Source organism: Paenibacillus lautus NBRC 15380, from assembly GCF_004000945.1.
GTDB lineage: Bacteria > Bacillota > Bacilli > Paenibacillales > Paenibacillaceae > Paenibacillus_AQ > Paenibacillus_AQ lautus.
In genome coordinates, this window is record NZ_BIMF01000006.1 from 259,365 (window position 1) to 277,757 (window position 18,393).

The following is an 18,393-nucleotide window of genomic DNA, read 5'->3' on the forward strand; positions in this document are numbered from 1 at the left end:
ATATGGAAACTAATACTCGTAGCCTTTGTTCGGCACAAATTTATCGATTAACAGCTTGGCTGTTACTAAGATAACGAACAGAATCATACCGACTGCGGAAGCGTAGCCGTAATTCCGATATTCTATGCCAAACGCTAAGTTAAACATGTAGAGGCCGATGACATCCGTCGACCCGAATGGCCCCCCATTCGTCATAATGAGGATGATTTCGAAGCCCTTCATTGTGCCGACGACGAGGAACAAAGCGCTGACGCGGATAATGGGCGTAACGAGCGGCATTGTAATTTTAAACAAGCGTGTCATATGTCCGGCTCCTTCAAGAATCGCCGCCTCGTACAATGACTTTGGAATCCCCAGCATCGCATTGGCAAAAATGATGACGTACAAGCCGACGCCACCCCAAACCCATGCCGGGATAATAGATGCAAGCGCCGTGCTTTCATTACCCAACCAATAGAAATTCCCCATATCAATTCCGACGAACTTTAGAATCCCATTCAGCAAACCGTACGATCCGTCATAAATGAAAGCCCAGAGAAGAGCGACTACGACCGTAGATAAAACGTTCGGGAAGAAAAACAATACCTTCAAAAATTTATTTTCTTTATACGTTTTATTGGTAATTAAATAGGCAAGGAGCAAGGAGATGATAATAACAAAGAAAGGCACTGTTATCATAAAAATCAAGTTGTGAACAAGCGCGCGCCACACGTATTTATCTTGGAATGCGGTGACGAAATTGGACAGCCCGACAAACGTGGCATCCGTAAACCCATCCCAATTGAGCATCGCATAATAAACGGATAAAATGTTCGGAAACAACGTAAAAAGCAAATAGCCGCCAAAGGGAGGCACGATGGCTATGAACAGAAATATCCACTTCTGCGTATTCGCTTTATCTAGACCCATAAGCTTGCGCATAGGGGTCTTTGGTGTCTTCACAATGGTTGAATCAGACACAAGAGGTCAACTCCTATCTTACTGGACATTTATAAGTCTTTTTCAGTGCGAAGCCTATAGGATCTCAGAAGTTAAAACGGAAGAGCGGAGATGAATCCTCCCCGCCCCAACACGTCTTATTATTTCTTTTCTGCCTCTAGAGCTTTCTTCAGCAGTTCTTCAGCTTGCTCCAGAATCGGTTTCGGATCCTGCATACCCATAGCAAATTTCACAATATTCTCATTCATTAATTTTTCTGCTTGAGCAAGATTCGGATCGGAAATGTTGATAGACCGGCTTGCTTTAAAAGTCTGAGCGTTATTATCTGCAATGTACTTCAGAACAGATTGAGCTGAGCTGGAAAGGTTAGCCGCTCTGGCAGGATCCTCCATCAAATCCTTGCGCATTGGCAAAGCACCTGCTTTTTCGGCAGCAAATTGTTGATTTTCAAGCGTAACCAGCCATGCGATCAATTCTTTGGCCCACTTTTTGTTCAGTTCCGGCTTAGCTGCCCAGATATAATTGAAGTTTGAAGTTCCGCTTCGAATCCAAAGCGTTTGATTCGTGTTATCTCTGAAAGGAACAGCCATGAAGCCCCAATCGAAATCCGCAGGCGTTGCTTCCTTCATCTCATTCTCGACATGTGTCCCTGTCGATACCATCGCAGCTTGCCCCTGAATAACCTGCATTTGCGATTGCGTATGGTTCAATGCCGGAAGTCCTTCTGCAAAATATCCTAGCTTGCCAAGCTCGTAGAAGCGCGTCCAGGTTTCAACCGTCTCTGGATTTGTGTATTGCGGCAGACCATAAGTTCTATAATTTTCGATAAATTCATCGACATGGCCATTGATATCAGCCAGCTCAAAATTTTTGGCTGTTCCGAACGCCCAGTTATGGTAGCTTGGATGAATGCCCGGGAACGTAATTGGAGCAATGCCGTCCGCTTTAATGTCTGCTAGAAGTGCTGTAAATTCGTCCCATGTGTTCGGGTTTTGGTTCCAGCCATGCTCTTCGAATAGCTTTTTGTTAAAAAACAACCCGCCAAAGCTGCTCGCCGTAGTAAATTCATATCTTTTCCCATTGATCAGCGGTGTTGACTCGTACATGCCAGGCATCATAAGATCCTTGACCTTTTTGTCCGGTACGTCTGAAAGAGGGAATTCCCAAATGTCATCCATGGGTTCAAGCTTGCCGGCTTCAGCGAGCCCTATAATACCTCCAGACGGCTCTGTATTGAATAGATCAAACATGTCATTATCATTGCCTGCAGATATTTTTGTAGAAAGAATCGTCTTCATATCAGCTGAAGCCGTGATGTCTATTTTGACATTTGGATACTTGGCTGTGAACGATTCAACTGCATAATCGAACCACTCCCGGCCATATCCTCCTACAAAGAAGCCTACCTTTAACGTTACTTCCTCATTTTTCGGCAATCCATTCTCATAAACTTCTACTTCTGCAGATACACCCGGCTTATCCGAACCAGCAGGAGTTGTACTTGGGCTAGCCTCGTTCTTACCGCTGTTTCCACCGCAACCAGCCAGCATGGTTAAAGATAAAACCGCTGCAACACCCGTGCTCATGAATCGTTTCATTTTTCCATTAAACATTATTCCGCTCCCCCGTTAATTAATAAATAAATTGGATTAACTATTTAAGCATAACTATGGTTTGTTAATCAGCAATCAAATCAGGGTAAATAATTTGTAAATAGATACCGGCTATAGCCACTTGAGCCTCACCCCCTATATTCTCTGTAAACGCTTACATCTTAATTGCTAATTGGCTAGTTGTCAACCTTTTTATCAATTGTTTTGATCATTAATTACCATCTTAATAATGGGGAGAGTTAATCGAAATGCCCGAATTTCCAAAAATGTTAATTTCAACTGGAATCCCACAATGCTTCTAAGGCTTCGATTAGCGTAGAAACCGCCTTTAATCCCAAGACGATCCATAATATATTTCGTGCGGCGGATATGAAATAAATTGGTTATGATCATAAAAGATTTTAACTGGTATTGCTCCATCAATTGCTTGCTAAAGATTAAATTCTGAACGGTGTTGTATGACTTATCTTCCTCTAACACTCTTCTTGCCGGAACGCCCTTCTCAACCAGATACTTCTTCATCAGCTCCGCTTCCGAACGACGTGAACCAACCGCTCCCCCCGATACAATGATATATTTGTGCCCATATTGCCGAAATAGTTTGTAAGCCTCATCCAGTCTTTCCTTAAGCAAAGGGTGTATTCGGCCGTCTTTAGATACATAGCCAAGTACAATAAGTGCATCTGCCTTACCAGGTTTTAACATAACTGCATGCAGCCAGCATATGTAAGTCAGCACCGTCATCGCTGCAATCGCAATTATCCATCCAGTCCATTCCATTACTTGCTCCTCTTGGCGTCAATTTGTTGTGTTTAATCAAATCAGTTTACAAATATAATATCTTTTTTTATCACAATGTCAATACAATCCGTTGCGTTTTTTTTAGTATTTTTGGATTAAGAGTTTTCGTATAGACTGTATCATGCTGCATAAAACCGCCATCTATCGTCGTTTTTTAGAAATTTATAATGAATGTTTAGTTGAATTAACCGAACTTGCAACTTTTATTCGCCTCGTATTAATGCTACACTTGAAGCAAAGTATGTTCCTAATTTGTCAAATGTTTTGAATCTATATTATATAAAACGTTGTTGGAAAGAGGATGCATATCGTGAGTAATTCGATCAAACCAACTAGTCATATGTTATTAAAATCGATTAATCAGCAGAAGGTTCTTTTTCTCATTTATTCAGAAGGGCCGATCTCTCGCGTAGAACTTGCGGAAAAGACTGGACTAAGCAGACAAACGGTAACCAATATCGTTAATCGCCTGTTGAAGGAAAAAATAATCGTGACAGGAGAGCTTATCGACTTGGAGGCAGGCAGCGGAAGGAAAAGAGTCGGCCTTCATATCAACAGCGGCCACTTTTATGCCATCGGGCTTGAGCTCGCCGGCAAATACATTCGCGGAAAAGTGTACAACCTGCGTCAAGAGGCTGTCGCATCAGCAGAACGCACGAGCAACAAATATGGTTCTATAGATGTGCTGATGCAGCTGTTACATGAAGTTATCGATGAGCTGCTCACCCAGGTGCCCAACACCTCCAAAGTAAAAGGGATCGGAATCAGTATGCAGGGCCTGGTAGATTCTCAGCATGGCATCGTTCTGCGGACACCCGGCATAGGCGTTCATCGCCTGCCACTCAAACAGCTGCTTGAAGACCAATATAACATCCCCGTGTATATCGAGAACGATGTCAATCTTCTCTCTGTCAACGAGAATATGAACGGCTCCTTGAAGGAATCCAATAACAATATCACCATTAAGTTCGATTATGGTACAGGCGGCGCAATCGTCCATAATAAACAAATTATAGCAGGATCAAGCTTTGTTGCCGGTGAATTCGGGCATTATAAAGGCTTCTATGGAGAAGATGCCTATCCATGCCATTGCGGCAGATCCGGATGCTTAACGACGCTGGCTTCCAGCAGCGGACTCAGTGTTTCCATCAAATGCACACTAGAGGAGTTCGCAGAAGGCATAAGAACTGGAGATCCTAAGTTCCTCAGTTTATACGAAAAAATTGTCGATGGCATCGCGATCGCTGTTACCAATATCATTACATTTATAAATCCAGACAGTCTGCTTATGACTGGCCGAGTCATTCCTACCATCAGTCCCGAAATGTTCAACGAGATTAAAGCTAGAGTAATGCACCAGTTGCCTGTGACAGTAAATAACGTACAATTGATCCACCTTCATGACAAACCGGATGAAACTAAGCTTGCTGCCGGGTTAGTTATTAAACGTGCATTTGAAATACCGCTGGATACTTTATCTCTTTAATTGCCCCCGTTTTTGATGTCATTCCTAAAATGGATAAGTCGATCGTACTCAATATACAGAACTCTCCAGACTCGGAGAGTTCTTTCTTTTTTATTCATAAACTTCGCCCATATTCGAAAGTACACGGGTATTACCCCTAGTAGACGCTATTGTGCGCTAGTGCGTCGATTCCGTTTTCGCATCAACTCGGCAAGTTAGATTAGCCAATCGCCGTATCTCATCGCTTAACCTTCGATTGACTGGATACACTTCTTCTATGAAATTTAAAATGCGAAGTGCCGATTCGGGAACATGATCGTATCCCTGTATCATGTCTCCTATGATTTCCGCAAAACGAGGATATCTCCTCTCTAACCGCCTCTCATTGCCGAATGGGTCGGGAAAGTAGTCCACCTCTTGCTCCAGCAGATGGAGCACGGATAGAATCCTGTCCACTGCGTATCCTTGAACAAACCTCGTCGCGGATAGACGCTCTCCCCTAGCATAGCGACCGAGCCCCACGTATAGATTTGTTAAGGCTTCATTCAAAGGAAAGTCCAAGGAATCCACTTTTAGGCTGGGGACCGGGTTGGAAGGTTTGGCGATTGCCGTATTGGCATACATGGGGTCTTTCCAAATGACCCGGCCTTCCGTATAGGTGGCGTTCGCCAGCTCCCACTCCTCGAACACAGCATATTCCCCGAAAATACCGTCCTCGAACAGTACTTTGTAGCCAACATCCGAATTCTTAAATGAATAGGCAAGAGGGTGTACGTCCTCGAGCCAATCCAACCGGTCTATATATCTGTTTTTCTCCCCTGGCTTTACAATGACAAAGAAATCTAAATCCGAATATTCATCCAACCGTTCTGTCTCGACCCCAACGGAACCAACTCCTAATAATAAAAGAGCTCCCCCCTTGCGTTCGAGCGACTTACCGATCTCGCCCAACCGCTGTAACAGTGATTCTGTTCTCAACATTAAGAATCCTCCCCTAGTTTTGGAATGCAAAAAGGGTCCAACCCACTTCTCAGCGAGGTTGAACCCGAAGGTTGCATTGCCTTTATTATCCTGCCGTGAAATTATCACGTATACTTATTGCTGTCAATCGAAAAACTTGCCGTCACTTACGGTACGGTTCAGCTTAACGTCAGCAACTCGTCCCGCGCTTCGGTCAGCGCGAACCCCAGCAGGTTTTGGCCCCGCCATTTCACGGGATTCTCCGCATCTGGATTGGACTGGCCCATACCGATCCCCCAAATGCGGTCCTGCGGGCTAGATTCGACGAGGATGCGGTTCTTCGTCGACCTGAGATAATCGCCAAGCTCTAGATTCTGCGAAAACTTGGCCAAGCTGGCTCTTTTGACGATGCCGTAGCATTCCTCATCCCAAGTATCCTTGTCAAAGTTTCGGACCGCGCGCCCATAAGCCTTCATCTCCTTGGGATGCTTAGCTGTAAGGATCGACTCCAGCATTTCGTTGTCGCCGAACAGCCTTGCCTTCTCGGCCATCATAAATTGCTCGGCACAGGAATACTCCGTCCCCTCTACCGTGAACGGGCACATCCACCACTGGCTGAAGCAGCTTTTGTCGACGCTCCCGTCCTTAGGCGGCGTATGGCCCCAAAAGAATACAAACTTGAACGTTTTCCCTTCGTTATATGCTTTTCTTAGCTCATCAAGATTGTAAATCATCGTTATTCCTCCAATTTCCTCCGATACAAGCGGGATGGCCTATGTCCCGCATTTTCGGTGTAATGATCGGTCTCTGCCACGAGATCGGCCACTTTGCGCCGGAAGGCCGCCTTCAATAGCTCTTTATCCATAATGACCTCATAAACCTGCTGCAGTTCCGTCAAGGTAAAAAGCCTTGGCATTAAGTGCAGCGCAATATCGGTATAATTCACTTTTCCACGCAGCCGCTCGATAGCGCATGCTATAATTTTCGCATGGTCGAAGGCCAACCCGTTATTCGATACGATCTTATAATCCGTGCTAGTCGATGTAGTCTTCACGGTCAACGTCCTCGCCACGATCGCCGAAAGCTCCTCTTCACCGCTTAGCTTGAGTTCATACTCCAGCGTCTTGACGTATCCGTCCTCCATCAGCTCTTTCTGCTCTCGCAGCAGCCGATAGGAGACCTTGAACCAGGCGGCGTGGGCCGCATCGTCTCCCGCCTTAAGCTCCAACTTGTCGCTGTTGATCAGAGCCATGTAGCTGCAGCTCATCACCCAGGTTCGGGGATCTCGCCCGATATCACTGAACGTATACAACTGCTCCAAATAAACGTCGTCCACGCCAGTTTCCTCGCGCAGTTCCCTTGCCGCAGCCTGCTCAGTCGTCTCGCTCGGCTGGACAAAGCCGCCCGGCAGCGCCCATTTACCCAGGAAGGGGTGACCTCCCCGGCGGATGAGCAGGATGCGGAGCTCTTTTTCGGGTAGTTTCCGATAGCTGTCAGCCGCCTCATCCGTAACCGTGAAGATCACCATATCGGCTGCCACCGAAGGCCGCTCGTAATCTTCTGCCCGGTACTTCTCCAAAAATTCGCGTTCCGTAAGTCCGTCCCGATCCAACATATCCAATGGGGCGCCTCCTTTTTTTTTGATTCTACATTAGCTCCATGCCTACATAATATTCTAACCGTTCAGCGTCCCGAAATAGTTTCGATAGGGCTCGAACCTCGCCAGCACCTCGTCTACCTTGCGCATGCGTTCCTCCAGGCTCCCCCGCAGCGTAATATAGGGAATGCGCCGCTCTTTCAAATCCGCAATGATCTGTTTATGAAAAACATGCCGCTTCTGATCCCCGCTCCGATCCCACGTATCGTCGTAAGGAATATCGTCGTCGCACAAGAAGAACAGATCGTAGCGCTGCGCGTTCTTCAGGGCAATCCGCGTTAATCGCTCCGGCGCCCGGCCGTGGTAATCCATGGCGAACATATACGTCGTAATCGCATTAGTATCGACGAACAGGAATCGGTTCGCCGTAAGCAAAGCCTGCTCTTCACGCTCGATATGGCCCACAGCGATTTCATCGAACGCTTCAAGGCTGATTCTGCGGTCCACCTGATGCTCGGTCCAATAATCGCGCCCGTATTCGCTCGCGTAGGTCGTGTTATACCGCCGTGCCAGCGCTTCTGTGATGGTCGACTTACCCGTCGACATCGCCCCAACAAATACCACTTTCGTGATTAAGTCCCGGTACACGATATCACTTATGAACTCCCTGTACTTATATGGGTCGGAACGGATCATCGTTGCAGAAATCGGAACCCGCTCGCGGGCTTCATCGACCCGCCGGTCTACCGAGCCCAAAGCGAGACTCATATGCCTGCCGTAAAACTCGCTCGAGTAAAAGTGCGTGACTTGCTCGCCGTTCAGTAAACGGAGGATATACTGTTCTTCCCGAATCTCATGCTCTCTGTCATCCGAATACCCGTCCGGTCCGTCCCAAGCTTCGATGACCCGGACTGCCGGGTATAGTCGTCGTATCCAATTCGCCCGGATATGGAGCGGGATCGGAGTGACCGTCGTCTCGTAAATGGCCACGATTAATTCATCGACCTCTTGCAGCGCCGTTTCGATCATGAACTGATGCCCTTTATGCAGCGGGGCAAACTTCCCCAGCGTTAAACCGAGCGTTTTCATGCCGCCACCTCCTTGGCCCCTTTGTTCCAATTGTAATAGCCGTATACCGCATTGACCAAATACGCGCTCCACATGACGATCATCAGCATGCCTTCGCTGCTGCCCTCCAGCAATCGAATCGCCCACAGCAGCACCGTAAACAAATTCAACACAATATAGACCAGCCATTGTTCCTTGAATCTGCGGACCATTAAGAAGGTGGCCACAACGGACAGCACCGTCGTCGTAGCATCGATGTAAGGCGAGTTCTGTCCCGGGATGAACGAAAGCCCATATCCCAGCAGCAAACAGCCTAATACACAGACCACCCCCACGAGAAGCAGACCTCTAAGCTCCATTTGACGCATGATCAGCTTGCCGTCTTGGCGGTTATTTTTCCACATGTAGAAGCCAATGACGTTCATCGGAACGAAGAATAGCAGATTCAGCATGACCTCTCCAAACAACCCGTTAATATAGGCCAGATAAGCGTAACCGACGGTATTGTACATGCCAAAAACATAGCTCATCAGGTTGCCCTTCGCCGCAAGCACCACGCATAACACCCCAGTAATAAAAACGGTAAATCCGAATAAAGAGTCCTTGGAAATCACCGTAAACCCGACAGCGATCGAGGTAAACAGCGCTAACCACGATATTTCGAACAGGCTCCAGCCACTCGCAACCTTCTTCACATTGCATCCCCTCCGCTTTCTCCACTGATTTATAGAACGAAAACACATCATTACACTTAGTATCATTTTGTTAATAACACTTTGTTACTATCAAAAATAACAGAAAAGCCTGCGTAGGGCAAGTGAAATCTCCCCATTTATCGCAGGCTTGATCCTTTACCTTCCGTAGCCCCGTCAACAAATAGCGAAAATCATGGGAGACGACGAACACCACTTGTTACAACGCGGAATATACAAATGAATAGGCACTTATCCCAATCATGCTTATTCTGTAAACTTTGCGAATCGGAATAAGGCACAAAGGAGTGTTTAGGTTGGTAGTAAAATCATCTCACTATTTTGCCCACGGCAACACTGCGCGCGGGGCTCATTTCTTGTATGAATCCGCATTTGATGGGTTGAACAAGATATTTGTCCTTACGGGGCCCCAAGGCACGGGGAAATCGACGGTCATGCAAAGCTTGGCGGATAGCCTGCTGGATCAAGGGTTGCATGTGCAATGCTTCCACTCCCCTCTCCGTCCGGACGAACTGGATGGCATCATTTTAACGGAATTGAAGGTTGGTATTGTCGACGGGCGAGTCTGTAAGGGGATTTCGGATAGCGGGGCCGGTGAAATCGTCTTTATCCATTTCGAGGAAGCGTTTGATAGCAACCTTATTTTACCAGGACACTTCCTAACGATAGAAGATCTTAGAGGCAAGCTTAAGAGAGCCTATTCAAAAGCATATGAAACGTTCGCGTCTGCATTGCGGATTCATGACGAGTGGGAAAAATATTATATCGACAATATGGATTTCACGAAGGCCGACCAGATTGCGCAGGAATTGATTCAAGAATTATACGCCGGTCATGAAAGCGATACGCCAACCGCTCCGCGTCACTTATTTTTCGGAGCTGCGACTCCGAGGGGGGCATTCGATTTTATTCAAAGCTTGACCGCTCAGCTGGAAAGACGGATTTTCATCAAAGGAAGGGCGGGATCCGGCAAATCTACTCTGCTGAAAAAGCTTGCCTCCGCTGCTGAACAGAAAGGAATCGAAGTTCAAGTGTTTCGTTGCGGCTTTGATCCGAACAGTTTGGATATGTTGATATTCCCGGAGCTTCGAACAGCGATCTTCGACAGTACCGCTCCGCATGAATACTTTCCAGATCGGGACGGGGATGAGATCCTAGATATGTATACACGGACTATAGCTCCTGGAACAGATGAAGCCCATGCTGCCGAACTAGCCGGGATCAAAGCACGCTATTCGGCAAAAATGAAAGAGGCCACCTCCCATCTAGCGGAAGCCGAAGCCATCGATTCTCAGATTAAGGCCTACTATGTTGCGGCCACCAATTTTTCGATCGTAGAGAAACTCCATCTGCAATTACAGTCCGAATTGAATGAACTGATCGGCTCCATTCAGCTTTCAAAATAAGATACTACCCAAAGCGTTCTATTCCAGGCGGGGCCCAGCAGTCTAATGCAAGCTGAGCCCCATTTTGAAATTGAATCTCCTCCACTTTTCCTATGGCCTTCTCCAAAACGACTGTGCGTATGGGGCTGCAACGGAGTTCTCTCCCTTTGTTCATGAATACATCTCTATTATATGCGTGTACATTCGCCGTTACTTATGGTATGGTTCCCCCCGATTAATCTTCACCGCCCGGTAAATCTGTTCCACCAGCACCAGGCGCATCAGCTGGTGCGGCAGGGTCATCCGTCCGAAGCTGAGCTTCGTCTGGGCGCGCTTCAGCACGTCCTCGGAGAGGCCGTTAGAGCCGCCGATGACAAAAGCCACGTTGCTTGTCCCGTACGTGCCAAGCTTGTCCATATGGGCCGCCAGGTCCTCGCTGGACCACAGCTGGCCGCCGATCGCCAGGGCGATGACGTGGGTGTCCGGCTTGATATGGCTGAGAATGCCGACGCCCTCCTTCTCCTGCACTTGGCGCATCTCCGCTTCGCTCATGTTCTCCGGGGCCTTCTCATCCGGCACCTCGTGCACGGACAGGCGCACGTAAGGCGCAAGACGCTTACTGTATTCGGCAATGCCCTGCACCAGGTACTTCTCCTTCAACTTGCCTACGCATACGATCTGTATATTCATAGCGTTTTTTCGCTCCTTAAACTCTGCAGTTATGTCGTTCATTCTAACATTGTACCGCAACCAATTAAAGGACATACACAGACCCCGACCCGCCTTCCTACAGCAAGCTCCCTCATTTCATTTTCAATACAGAATCAATCCAGCAGAGCATTAGAGTTTTGAGAATCGCTAACTCGTTTACTTCTAGGCTTGCTCGACCGAGTTTGACCAACTTACATCCGATTATCGAAAAAAACCACTCTCCCTAAGAGTGGCTCTTCTCTTCCTATCTACTTTAAAATGATCGGCAGCTCTTTCAGCGCGAACATCATCGTGCTGTCCATCCGTGCCAGCTCTGCGGAGCGGTCGCGGCGGTATTCGGGAAAACGGTCCAGCAAGGTCTGCAGAGCGATCCGGGACTCCATACGGGCTAACTGAGAGCCCATACAGTAGTGGATGCCGCTTCCTAGGCCCAGATGCGGGTTCGGGTTGCGGTGGATGTTGAATACATCCGGCTGATCGAACACATCCTCATCATGGTTCGCGGAGGCCATCCAGATATAAACGAACTGTCCCTGCTTCATCTCCTGCCCCCTCAGCACCGTGTCCTGCTTCACGCTGCGGAACATTACCTGAACAGGCGAGAAGTAACGGAATACTTCCTCCAATGCGCCTGGAAGCAGCGAGGGATCCTGAAGCACCTCCGCCCGGACTTCTGGCAGGCTGTCAAAGGCAAGCACCGCCGATGAGATCAGATTGGTTGTCGTTTCATTGCCCGCTACGAGAAGGAGAATACAGAACCCGATAATCTCCAGTTCGGTGAGGTGTTCATTGTCGATACGCGCCTCCACCAGCTTCGTAATCAGATCCTCCTGCGGATGGCGACGGCGATCTTCCGCGATCTCAGAGAAGTATTCGCTCATCTCCCGCTGACACTGATAATAAGCCTCCCCATTGTCACCCACCAACGCGTCCGACCACGCCTTGAATCGTTCCCGATCCTCCATCGATACGCCGAGCATCTCCGCGATCACCGTAATCGGAAGCGAGCTTGCCAGATCGGCAACGATATCCATCTTTCCCTTCTTCTCCGCTTCGTCCAGCAGAGATGACGTGATCTCCTGGATCTTGGGGGCAAGCGATTCGATCATGCGAGGCGTAAAAGCATGGGATACCAGCTTGCGCAGCTGACGGTGCTTCGGCGGATCCTGCCGCAGTACACTGGACTCGATGGGATCAGCGGTTGAAGAGCCCCCTTGGGAAGAGAACACTTCGTAATTCGTGAAGACAGCTTTGACATCCTCGTATTTAAAAACATTCCAGGCGCCGTTACCATCCATTGCCGTCACCGGAGATTCCGTCCGCATCTGGCGGAACCACTCCAACGGGAGTAAACCGTTCTTATTCCATTCCATGCTTAACACCTTCGCTTTCCATCGCTAATTTTGAACTGACTGGTCAGTTATACACGCTTAAAAAAAGAAGGCCCTGCTTATTCAAGCGATATAAACAGGCCTTGAGTAATCATCGTGAAGGCAAACCGCTCCAGATCCTCACGCGAATACGTATCCTGATGATTCAGGTAATAATTACAGGTACTCTCCAGCGTTCCGACAATGCTGGCAGCGGCAAGATTAGGATCAACGGCACGGCACAGGTTCTCTTCGCACTGTCCTTCCTCGATGATGCTGGCCAGGAAGCTTAAATACTTCCGTTTCAGTTCCTTCAACTCATCCAAAACATCCTGCTCGATGCCGTTCGAGATCTCATTAAATACGATGTGCGAGAAATGTCGGGATTCGAGAAACAGATCCAGATGATGGCGAATCGTCCGCTCAATCTTCTCCTTCATCGGCAGGGAGGAATTCAGATCCGCCTCCGTCCGCTGCATGATATCTTCGAAGCCCTGCTTCACAACCGTCTTGAAGAGCTGGGATTTGCCCGGGAAGTTATAGTACAGAGTCCCCTTGGCAACCTGTGCGCGGGCGGCAATCTCGTCCATGCTTGCGCGGTGATATCCATTCTCGGAGAATACTTCTATAGCTGCTTGGATAATTTTATCTTTGCTCACAATCCGATCGGCCCTTTCATAACAAAATTTCAGTTCACCGTTCTTATTCTGACTGGTCAGTTCAAAAATAAGATATCACGCTGGGAAAAATTAGTCAACCGAAAGACATGCCTATACCGATACCGGAATTCATGCCCATATATTTCGATTCTTATGCTGATTTCCGTGGTATCCTATACATATGGCCCAATACAGTGTATATTTCAACAGTGCTGGTAAACAATCAGCATATAGGGACAAGAATTTACCGTAACGGAGTGATTGATTGAGTAAATCCAAGGGCAAGGGCGGAACAGGCAGAGGCACGGGCAAGAAGGGCTGGAGCCGCTGGGATGCAAGTGCGAGAAGAGCAAAGAGCAAACCCAAACCTTATACCAGTAAAGGGGCCAAGCAGGCAGACGGTACATCGGAAGCCGAGAAACATAAAGGAACCCCATAATGAACATATGGTACAGATTGACCTGATACATCATTTTGAAGGAGATGAACGGATTGGATAATCAAGAATTGATAACGGATACGCCCGAGAATTATGAGGAGCTTAAAAGCTCAGCCAACCGGAACGCCAATTGGAGAGAACGGTTAGACGCGGTAGAAGCTTTGGGAAATTGGAAAAATCAGAAATCCATTGATATTTTGCTGCATAGACTGAATACGGATGCGGTTTATCAAGTGCGAGAGGCAGCCTATCGTAAACTCCTGGCCTTTGGCGAGGACGTCCAGATGCCGGAAAGACCTAAAGGCGAGCTGATGAAGGATGTTTCGAAGGTACTGCTGCGTATCAAAAAAAGCCTTCCCCGTGACCACACGTATGAAGACTTCAAAGAGAAATTAAAAAAGATGAGAATCGACATCTACGATACGTACGAAGGTGACAAAGGCGCTGACTTTGATCACTGGCTGGAGCAAACTTGGTCTTCGTTATTAAGAAGATAACAGCACGCCAAGCTTTCCGGATGCTGTCATGTATATGAGAAATCCGGTTATGTTATACTGAACACAAATATTAGTTATAGGAGTGGTACTCTGAGAAAGCAAAAGCCCATGTCGTTTGATGATCTGTTGAAGGAATTACAAGGCCAAAAATCGGTACAGGAGGATCCGGATAACATCTCTCTGGAAAAGCTGTTCAATGAATCGTTTATGCGTAAACATTCATCGCACAACAGTTTTGGGGATTTTGTGGTAAAAGGTAACTTCCAAGTGGAAACGCACGAAGATATCGATAACATTCCGGATGAACTGTTTGACCGTCATGTCTCTAGAGAAACCGATTTCCCGGATTGGAAATCGATGCTGGAGCAGGCAAAAGCCGATCACGCTGCTGCCATTAAGTAAATCATGATAATATCGCTGCTATGACGCAGCTATGATCAGGGGCCGATGGCCCCTTTTTCTATTCCATCGGTCATCCGTGCTAGTATATGACATTATTCTCATGCTCACTCGGACTTGGATTCCGTATCCGTCTCCGCCTTATCCCTGAACTTCTTGTAGAGTTTCGTAATATTCGCCGTATTGATCTCAATGTTGTGCTCGTAAGCGTATTTCACCGCATAACCAAGCGCCAGGGTGGTGGCACCCGCTACCGTCGCTCCGGCGACCGATCCCGCTCCAGGGAAGACTTTCACGATCTGCCGAAAAAGGCTCTTGCCGATATTCCCAAATATCGTGGCAATGACCAGTTCCTTCGCCGTCTCCTTGCTGATCGGCTTATTGTACAGCACCGCAAGCCTGGTGAGCAGACTTACCTGAATGCCGGTAATCGGAATGATGTCCGATCCCGGAATGGGTGATGCGCCTACCGCTCCTGCCGAGATCGAGGCTCCGATGATCCACCCGTTGGCGGTCGCCGACTTTTCCTTAATGCTTTTGGCAAAAAGGATGTCTTTAGACTTTTTTTTAAGCATCTCCAGAATGCTGCTCCGCAGCCGGTCGATGTTCTCGCCCGTCCGCGAGGATACCGGCGCAACCTCATAGCGCCCTCCGGTCTCCTTCTTGATCCGTTCCACCAGGGTGTCGATTTCATCCGCGGCGTCGATTTTGTTCAGCACGATCAAGATGTTCGGGTTCACGCCCTGAATCTTCTCCAAAGACTTCTTCTCCGCCTCGGAGAAGACCGTGCCTGCAGCGTTAAGGAAGAACAGAACGATATCTGCTTGTTTAAAGTATTTCAAGGTTATCTCCGAGTTCGCGATGTTCACATCATTCAACCCGGGTGTATCTATGAAGTATATATGTTCCTTGTACTTATGCGGTTTAATTTCCGTCGTTTCTCCAGGCTCTGCCCCGACGCCAGCGACCTCTTCACCCACGATCCGGTTCATGGTGGAGGACTTACCTGTGTTCACATCACCAATTAGAGCGATGAGAATTTCCTGCTTCAACTGACGGTTGATTTCATCCATTTCCTTCTCATAGGCCTCATCCGCTGCCCGCTTGATCTCCTCTTCCCATGATCTTCCGTAGTCACCCATTTCTTATCGTCTCCATTCACGATAGGTTATCGCGCCTCGTTTCATCTATATATCCATCATACACTACGAAGGTCTGTACAACGAAGCCGGTTGCTCATTCCAGAGACAACGATCGGAATGTCGGCCGTACTTATTATTTACCTCTTCGCCCACTCCATGAAAAGGCGGTTCATGAAGGATAGGATGAGTTTATTTAAATTTTTTTATAAAGTTTTTCTGATTCGTATGATGAATAAGGGTCTCGATCTTCTCTTTTACTTTGTCTTCCGAAAATGTACGCAAAAAAAAGCGTGAATTCATCACGCTTTCTCATCCGCATTATCTATTTAATTAAAATATTCACGTTACACAATTAAAAATTCAGCATGCTTCTCGCACTCCGCGCACTTCACCGGTGGGTCCCAGTCCGAAAACTCGGTCTCCTTCAGATCAACAATATCCGGGGCATCCTCATATTCATCCACGAAATTTTCGATCGCTAGTTCCACATGTTCCTTGCATACGACGTACATTCTATGCATCCTTTCTATCTTTCGCCTCATGTTGTGTTTATCTTCAACCCAGTATAGCCACTCTTCTGTTCTACCACACTCTACGAGAAAAAGAAATGCTTTTAACCTATTTGCTCATCCCGGCCATATTTCAATCCACAAAAGCTTCCTATCCATCCATGGATTTCACATTAACAGTCCTTACACCCAACCCAATATCATTTCGATGCGAACAGCAAAAAAGAGCGTAATCCACGCTCTTCTTCGCGGCCGCTTCACGGCTCGTATCTAACCTTTTTCAAATCTCTCTATATTGGATACTATTCAACGCTAATGGTAATATATACCCATGAACGGCTGCATTAAACAATGGACAAGCACATGAATTTGAAAAAATCCACATTTTGACTTGGGCCAACCAATTCAGCCGATCCAGCCTGTATTACTCTCCAGGCTTCTCTTCCAGCTTTACCTTCAGGGACTGCAGCTTGCCGTCACGGTAGAAGGTCACGTCCAAGTCTTTGCCCACCTTCGTGTTGTAATAAAGGTGCTTGCGCAGCTCCAGCGTCGTCGTGATCGGCTTGCCATCCAGCTTCACGATGACGTCGTTCAGCTGCAGACCGGCATCGAGAGCAGGTCCAAGCGCATCCAGCACGACTACGCCTTCGGTTACCGTCTTCGGCAGCTTGAGGCCCTCCTTCTCCTTCTTACTCAACGGAGCATACGGATTACTCAAGTCTACGGTGTATACGCCAAGATAAGGGCGGGCAATATGCCCCTTCAGCATCAGCTCGGTTACAACCTCCGTAATTTCATTGACCGGAATCGCAAACCCAAGTCCTTCGACGCCGGTGTCTGCAATTTTCATTGTGTTAATACCGATAACTTTACCGTTCAAATCCACCAAAGCGCCCCCGCTATTCCCCTCATTAATGGCAGCATCGGTCTGAATGACCTCCTGCTCCCAATCGTAGATGCCATCCTGGTTCAGGGATACGGGTATCACACGGTTCGTGTAGCTGACAATCCCGGATGTGAGTGTGTCGCCCAGGCCCAGCGGGTTGCCGATGGCGATGACGGTTTCGCCGAGGCGAAGCTTGGAGGAATCTCCAAACTCTGCAACCTCTCCGATGCCTTTACTGTCAATTGACAGAACGGCAATATCGCTGACGTTGTCCGTGCCGACCAAGGTCGCTTTTTTCTTCTCGCCGCCTACCAGCACAACCTCCAGGGAGTCGGCGCCTTCCACCACATGGTTATTCGTAATCACGAAGGCTTTGCCTTCGAGTTTCTTGAAGATAACGCCAGAGCCCAGGGCGTCTTCCTGTGAACCGCCGAAATCTTCGCCGAAATCAAAATCTTCGCCGAAGTCGAACCCTTCCGGAAGCTCGAAGTCCCCTTCATCCTCAGGCAGCATGCCGGATTCCTCCTCCAGACCTTCACCCTCGATACCTTCCTCTTCAGGCAGCACGGTCTCTTTATGCGTCAGCACGCTAACAACGGCCGGACGCACCTTCTGGGCAGCGCTAATAATCCGTTCATAGGGATCCCCATCAGACGTGGACAGCTGATGGCTGCCATTAATCATGGTAATCGGTGAAGAGGTCGCTGGATGGCCCGTTATGAAGCTGAACAGCATCACCGCAATCAGAGCACTGCACACAGAACTGATCGCGGAAATCTGGAATGTAGATAAGCCCTTTTTACGGCGGGTCGTCCGCCACTTTGTTCGCTCAGGTCGGTCCTCGCTGGTATTTTTGCTCCGTCTGGAAATTTTAGTTGAATAGAAATCATCGTCAAATAATCCCATTGCGATCCCTCTCTCCCCTTGGTTGCTACGCGTCAAGATACTTTACCAGCTTCAGACTCTCCGCCATTACCGACTGACCTATTACATCATCTTGTCGTCATAACAACCTGCCCTGCACCGAGTGTATCTAGCTTCCTATGAAATCGGCAGCGTGCCACCTGTTAAATATCTCTCTATTGTAATGACTCTTCAGCGGCTCAAAAAGTTGCATTTTTGAGCATTCTATTTGAACTTTTATCGAAATATCGCTCTACATCGAATATTTCAATCCATCGCCTGAAATCTAGTTCCATAAAAGGTATGTATTGCCACCCGACAGTTCAAAAAAAACCCT

Annotated in this window: 19 protein-coding genes; 5 read left to right on the forward strand and 14 right to left on the reverse strand. The window is 47.8% G+C overall.

The genetic code is table 11. From position 1 onward, the window contains the following. Positions 1 to 9: 9 nt before the first annotated feature. The 3 genes from PLA01S_RS13970 to PLA01S_RS13980 form a co-directional block, all read right to left on the reverse strand. Complete coding sequence (locus tag PLA01S_RS13970) at positions 10 to 960, reverse strand: carbohydrate ABC transporter permease (protein ID WP_127592739.1); 951 nt, start codon at positions 958 to 960, stop codon at positions 10 to 12. Positions 961 to 1,079: 119 nt separating this feature from the next. Then, on the reverse strand, positions 1,080 to 2,552 hold the full coding sequence (locus tag PLA01S_RS13975; RefSeq protein ID WP_127592740.1) for an ABC transporter substrate-binding protein: 1,473 nt from the start codon (positions 2,550 to 2,552) through the stop codon (positions 1,080 to 1,082). A gap of 195 nt (positions 2,553 to 2,747) precedes the next feature. Beyond that, complete coding sequence (locus PLA01S_RS13980) at positions 2,748 to 3,332, reverse strand: YdcF family protein (protein ID WP_127592741.1); 585 nt, start codon at positions 3,330 to 3,332, stop codon at positions 2,748 to 2,750. A gap of 322 nt (positions 3,333 to 3,654) precedes the next feature. Between PLA01S_RS13980 and PLA01S_RS13985 the strand changes: the two genes are divergently transcribed. Continuing rightward, the gene (locus tag PLA01S_RS13985; protein ID WP_246059501.1) at positions 3,655 to 4,839 is read left to right on the forward strand and encodes an ROK family transcriptional regulator; all 1,185 of its coding nucleotides are present in this window, start codon (positions 3,655 to 3,657) and stop codon (positions 4,837 to 4,839) included. Between the two features lie 156 nt (positions 4,840 to 4,995). On the opposite strand, the gene PLA01S_RS13990 is transcribed toward PLA01S_RS13985, so the two are convergent. From PLA01S_RS13990 to pnuC, 5 genes are all read right to left on the reverse strand, one after another. After that, entirely contained in the window at positions 4,996 to 5,799 is an 804-nt protein-coding gene (locus PLA01S_RS13990; RefSeq protein WP_127592743.1) for a hypothetical protein, read from the reverse strand. A gap of 158 nt (positions 5,800 to 5,957) precedes the next feature. Then, positions 5,958 to 6,512, reverse strand: coding sequence for a riboflavin biosynthesis intermediates N-glycosidase (ybiA, locus tag PLA01S_RS13995; RefSeq protein ID WP_127592744.1), 555 nt, complete (start codon positions 6,510 to 6,512; stop codon positions 5,958 to 5,960). A 2-nt stretch (positions 6,513 to 6,514) separates the two neighbouring features. Continuing rightward, positions 6,515 to 7,399 carry an NUDIX hydrolase gene (locus PLA01S_RS14000; RefSeq protein WP_127592745.1) on the reverse strand — a complete coding sequence of 295 codons (885 nt, stop codon included), beginning with the start codon at positions 7,397 to 7,399 and terminating at the stop codon, positions 6,515 to 6,517. A 54-nt stretch (positions 7,400 to 7,453) separates the two neighbouring features. After that, positions 7,454 to 8,464, reverse strand: coding sequence for an AAA family ATPase (locus tag PLA01S_RS14005; protein WP_127592746.1), 1,011 nt, complete (start codon positions 8,462 to 8,464; stop codon positions 7,454 to 7,456). Next, on the reverse strand, positions 8,461 to 9,138 hold the full coding sequence (gene pnuC / locus PLA01S_RS14010) for a nicotinamide riboside transporter PnuC (RefSeq protein WP_127592747.1): 678 nt from the start codon (positions 9,136 to 9,138) through the stop codon (positions 8,461 to 8,463). The genes PLA01S_RS14005 and pnuC overlap by 4 nt, the downstream gene beginning before the upstream one ends. Before the next feature lie 314 nt (positions 9,139 to 9,452). Between pnuC and PLA01S_RS14015 the strand changes: the two genes are divergently transcribed. Continuing rightward, a complete protein-coding gene (locus PLA01S_RS14015) occupies positions 9,453 to 10,562 on the forward strand; it encodes a PRK06851 family protein (protein ID WP_127592748.1) in 1,110 nt (369 codons plus the stop codon). Between the two features lie 189 nt (positions 10,563 to 10,751). Here the strand turns inward: PLA01S_RS14015 and rlmH are convergent, their stop codons facing one another. The 3 genes from rlmH to PLA01S_RS14030 all read right to left on the reverse strand — a co-directional run bounded on the left by rlmH (position 10,752) and on the right by PLA01S_RS14030 (position 13,281). After that, complete coding sequence (gene rlmH / locus PLA01S_RS14020; protein ID WP_127592806.1) at positions 10,752 to 11,231, reverse strand: 23S rRNA (pseudouridine(1915)-N(3))-methyltransferase RlmH; 480 nt, start codon at positions 11,229 to 11,231, stop codon at positions 10,752 to 10,754. 269 nt (positions 11,232 to 11,500) lie between these two features. Next, a complete protein-coding gene (locus PLA01S_RS14025; RefSeq protein ID WP_246059503.1) occupies positions 11,501 to 12,625 on the reverse strand; it encodes a cytochrome P450 in 1,125 nt (374 codons plus the stop codon). A 77-nt stretch (positions 12,626 to 12,702) separates the two neighbouring features. Next, positions 12,703 to 13,281 (reverse strand): TetR/AcrR family transcriptional regulator, encoded by a 579-nt coding sequence (locus PLA01S_RS14030; RefSeq protein WP_076326611.1) that lies wholly within the window; start codon positions 13,279 to 13,281, stop codon positions 12,703 to 12,705. Positions 13,282 to 13,546: 265 nt separating this feature from the next. On the opposite strand from PLA01S_RS14030, the gene PLA01S_RS14035 reads away from it, so the two are divergent. The 3 genes from PLA01S_RS14035 (at position 13,547) to PLA01S_RS14045 (ending at position 14,619) form a co-directional block, all read left to right on the forward strand. After that, positions 13,547 to 13,720: a DUF3934 family protein gene (locus PLA01S_RS14035; RefSeq protein ID WP_100541298.1), complete on the forward strand. Its 174-nt coding sequence runs from the start codon at positions 13,547 to 13,549 to the stop codon at positions 13,718 to 13,720. A gap of 44 nt (positions 13,721 to 13,764) precedes the next feature. Beyond that, the gene (locus tag PLA01S_RS14040) at positions 13,765 to 14,217 is read left to right on the forward strand and encodes a HEAT repeat domain-containing protein (RefSeq protein WP_164817421.1); all 453 of its coding nucleotides are present in this window, start codon (positions 13,765 to 13,767) and stop codon (positions 14,215 to 14,217) included. A gap of 108 nt (positions 14,218 to 14,325) precedes the next feature. After that, positions 14,326 to 14,619, forward strand: coding sequence for a hypothetical protein (locus PLA01S_RS14045; protein ID WP_100541300.1), 294 nt, complete (start codon positions 14,326 to 14,328; stop codon positions 14,617 to 14,619). A 104-nt stretch (positions 14,620 to 14,723) separates the two neighbouring features. On the opposite strand, the gene PLA01S_RS14050 is transcribed toward PLA01S_RS14045, so the two are convergent. The 3 genes from PLA01S_RS14050 to PLA01S_RS14060 form a co-directional block, all read right to left on the reverse strand. After that, on the reverse strand, positions 14,724 to 15,758 hold the full coding sequence (locus PLA01S_RS14050; RefSeq protein ID WP_127592750.1) for a GTPase: 1,035 nt from the start codon (positions 15,756 to 15,758) through the stop codon (positions 14,724 to 14,726). A 344-nt stretch (positions 15,759 to 16,102) separates the two neighbouring features. Further along, positions 16,103 to 16,270, reverse strand: coding sequence for a CxxH/CxxC protein (locus PLA01S_RS14055; RefSeq protein ID WP_007129186.1), 168 nt, complete (start codon positions 16,268 to 16,270; stop codon positions 16,103 to 16,105). A 421-nt stretch (positions 16,271 to 16,691) separates the two neighbouring features. Continuing rightward, a complete protein-coding gene (locus PLA01S_RS14060) occupies positions 16,692 to 18,059 on the reverse strand; it encodes a S1C family serine protease (RefSeq protein WP_127592751.1) in 1,368 nt (455 codons plus the stop codon). Positions 18,060 to 18,393 lie beyond the last annotated feature (334 nt).

Bases quoted from the DNA above. Each gene is read 5' to 3' on its own strand.
- PLA01S_RS14045 (WP_100541300.1), top strand. From the start codon at position 14,326: ATGTCGTTTGATGATCTGTTGAAGGAATTACAAGGCCAAAAATCGGTA.
- PLA01S_RS13985 (WP_246059501.1), top strand. From the start codon at position 3,655: ATGCATATCGTGAGTAATTCGATCAAACCAACTAGTCATATGTTATTA.
- rlmH (WP_127592806.1), bottom strand. From the start codon at position 11,231: ATGAATATACAGATCGTATGCGTAGGCAAGTTGAAGGAGAAGTACCTG.
- PLA01S_RS14025 (WP_246059503.1), bottom strand. From the start codon at position 12,625: ATGGAATGGAATAAGAACGGTTTACTCCCGTTGGAGTGGTTCCGCCAG.
- PLA01S_RS14005 (WP_127592746.1), bottom strand. From the start codon at position 8,464: ATGAAAACGCTCGGTTTAACGCTGGGGAAGTTTGCCCCGCTGCATAAA.
- PLA01S_RS14060 (WP_127592751.1), bottom strand. From the start codon at position 18,059: ATGGGATTATTTGACGATGATTTCTATTCAACTAAAATTTCCAGACGG.
- ybiA (WP_127592744.1), bottom strand. From the start codon at position 6,512: ATGATTTACAATCTTGATGAGCTAAGAAAAGCATATAACGAAGGGAAA.
- PLA01S_RS13975 (WP_127592740.1), bottom strand. From the start codon at position 2,552: ATGTTTAATGGAAAAATGAAACGATTCATGAGCACGGGTGTTGCAGCG.
- PLA01S_RS14055 (WP_007129186.1), bottom strand. From the start codon at position 16,270: ATGTACGTCGTATGCAAGGAACATGTGGAACTAGCGATCGAAAATTTC.
- PLA01S_RS14040 (WP_164817421.1), top strand. From the start codon at position 13,765: ATGAACGGATTGGATAATCAAGAATTGATAACGGATACGCCCGAGAAT.
- PLA01S_RS13980 (WP_127592741.1), bottom strand. From the start codon at position 3,332: ATGGAATGGACTGGATGGATAATTGCGATTGCAGCGATGACGGTGCTG.
- PLA01S_RS14050 (WP_127592750.1), bottom strand. From the start codon at position 15,758: ATGGGTGACTACGGAAGATCATGGGAAGAGGAGATCAAGCGGGCAGCG.
- PLA01S_RS13990 (WP_127592743.1), bottom strand. From the start codon at position 5,799: ATGTTGAGAACAGAATCACTGTTACAGCGGTTGGGCGAGATCGGTAAG.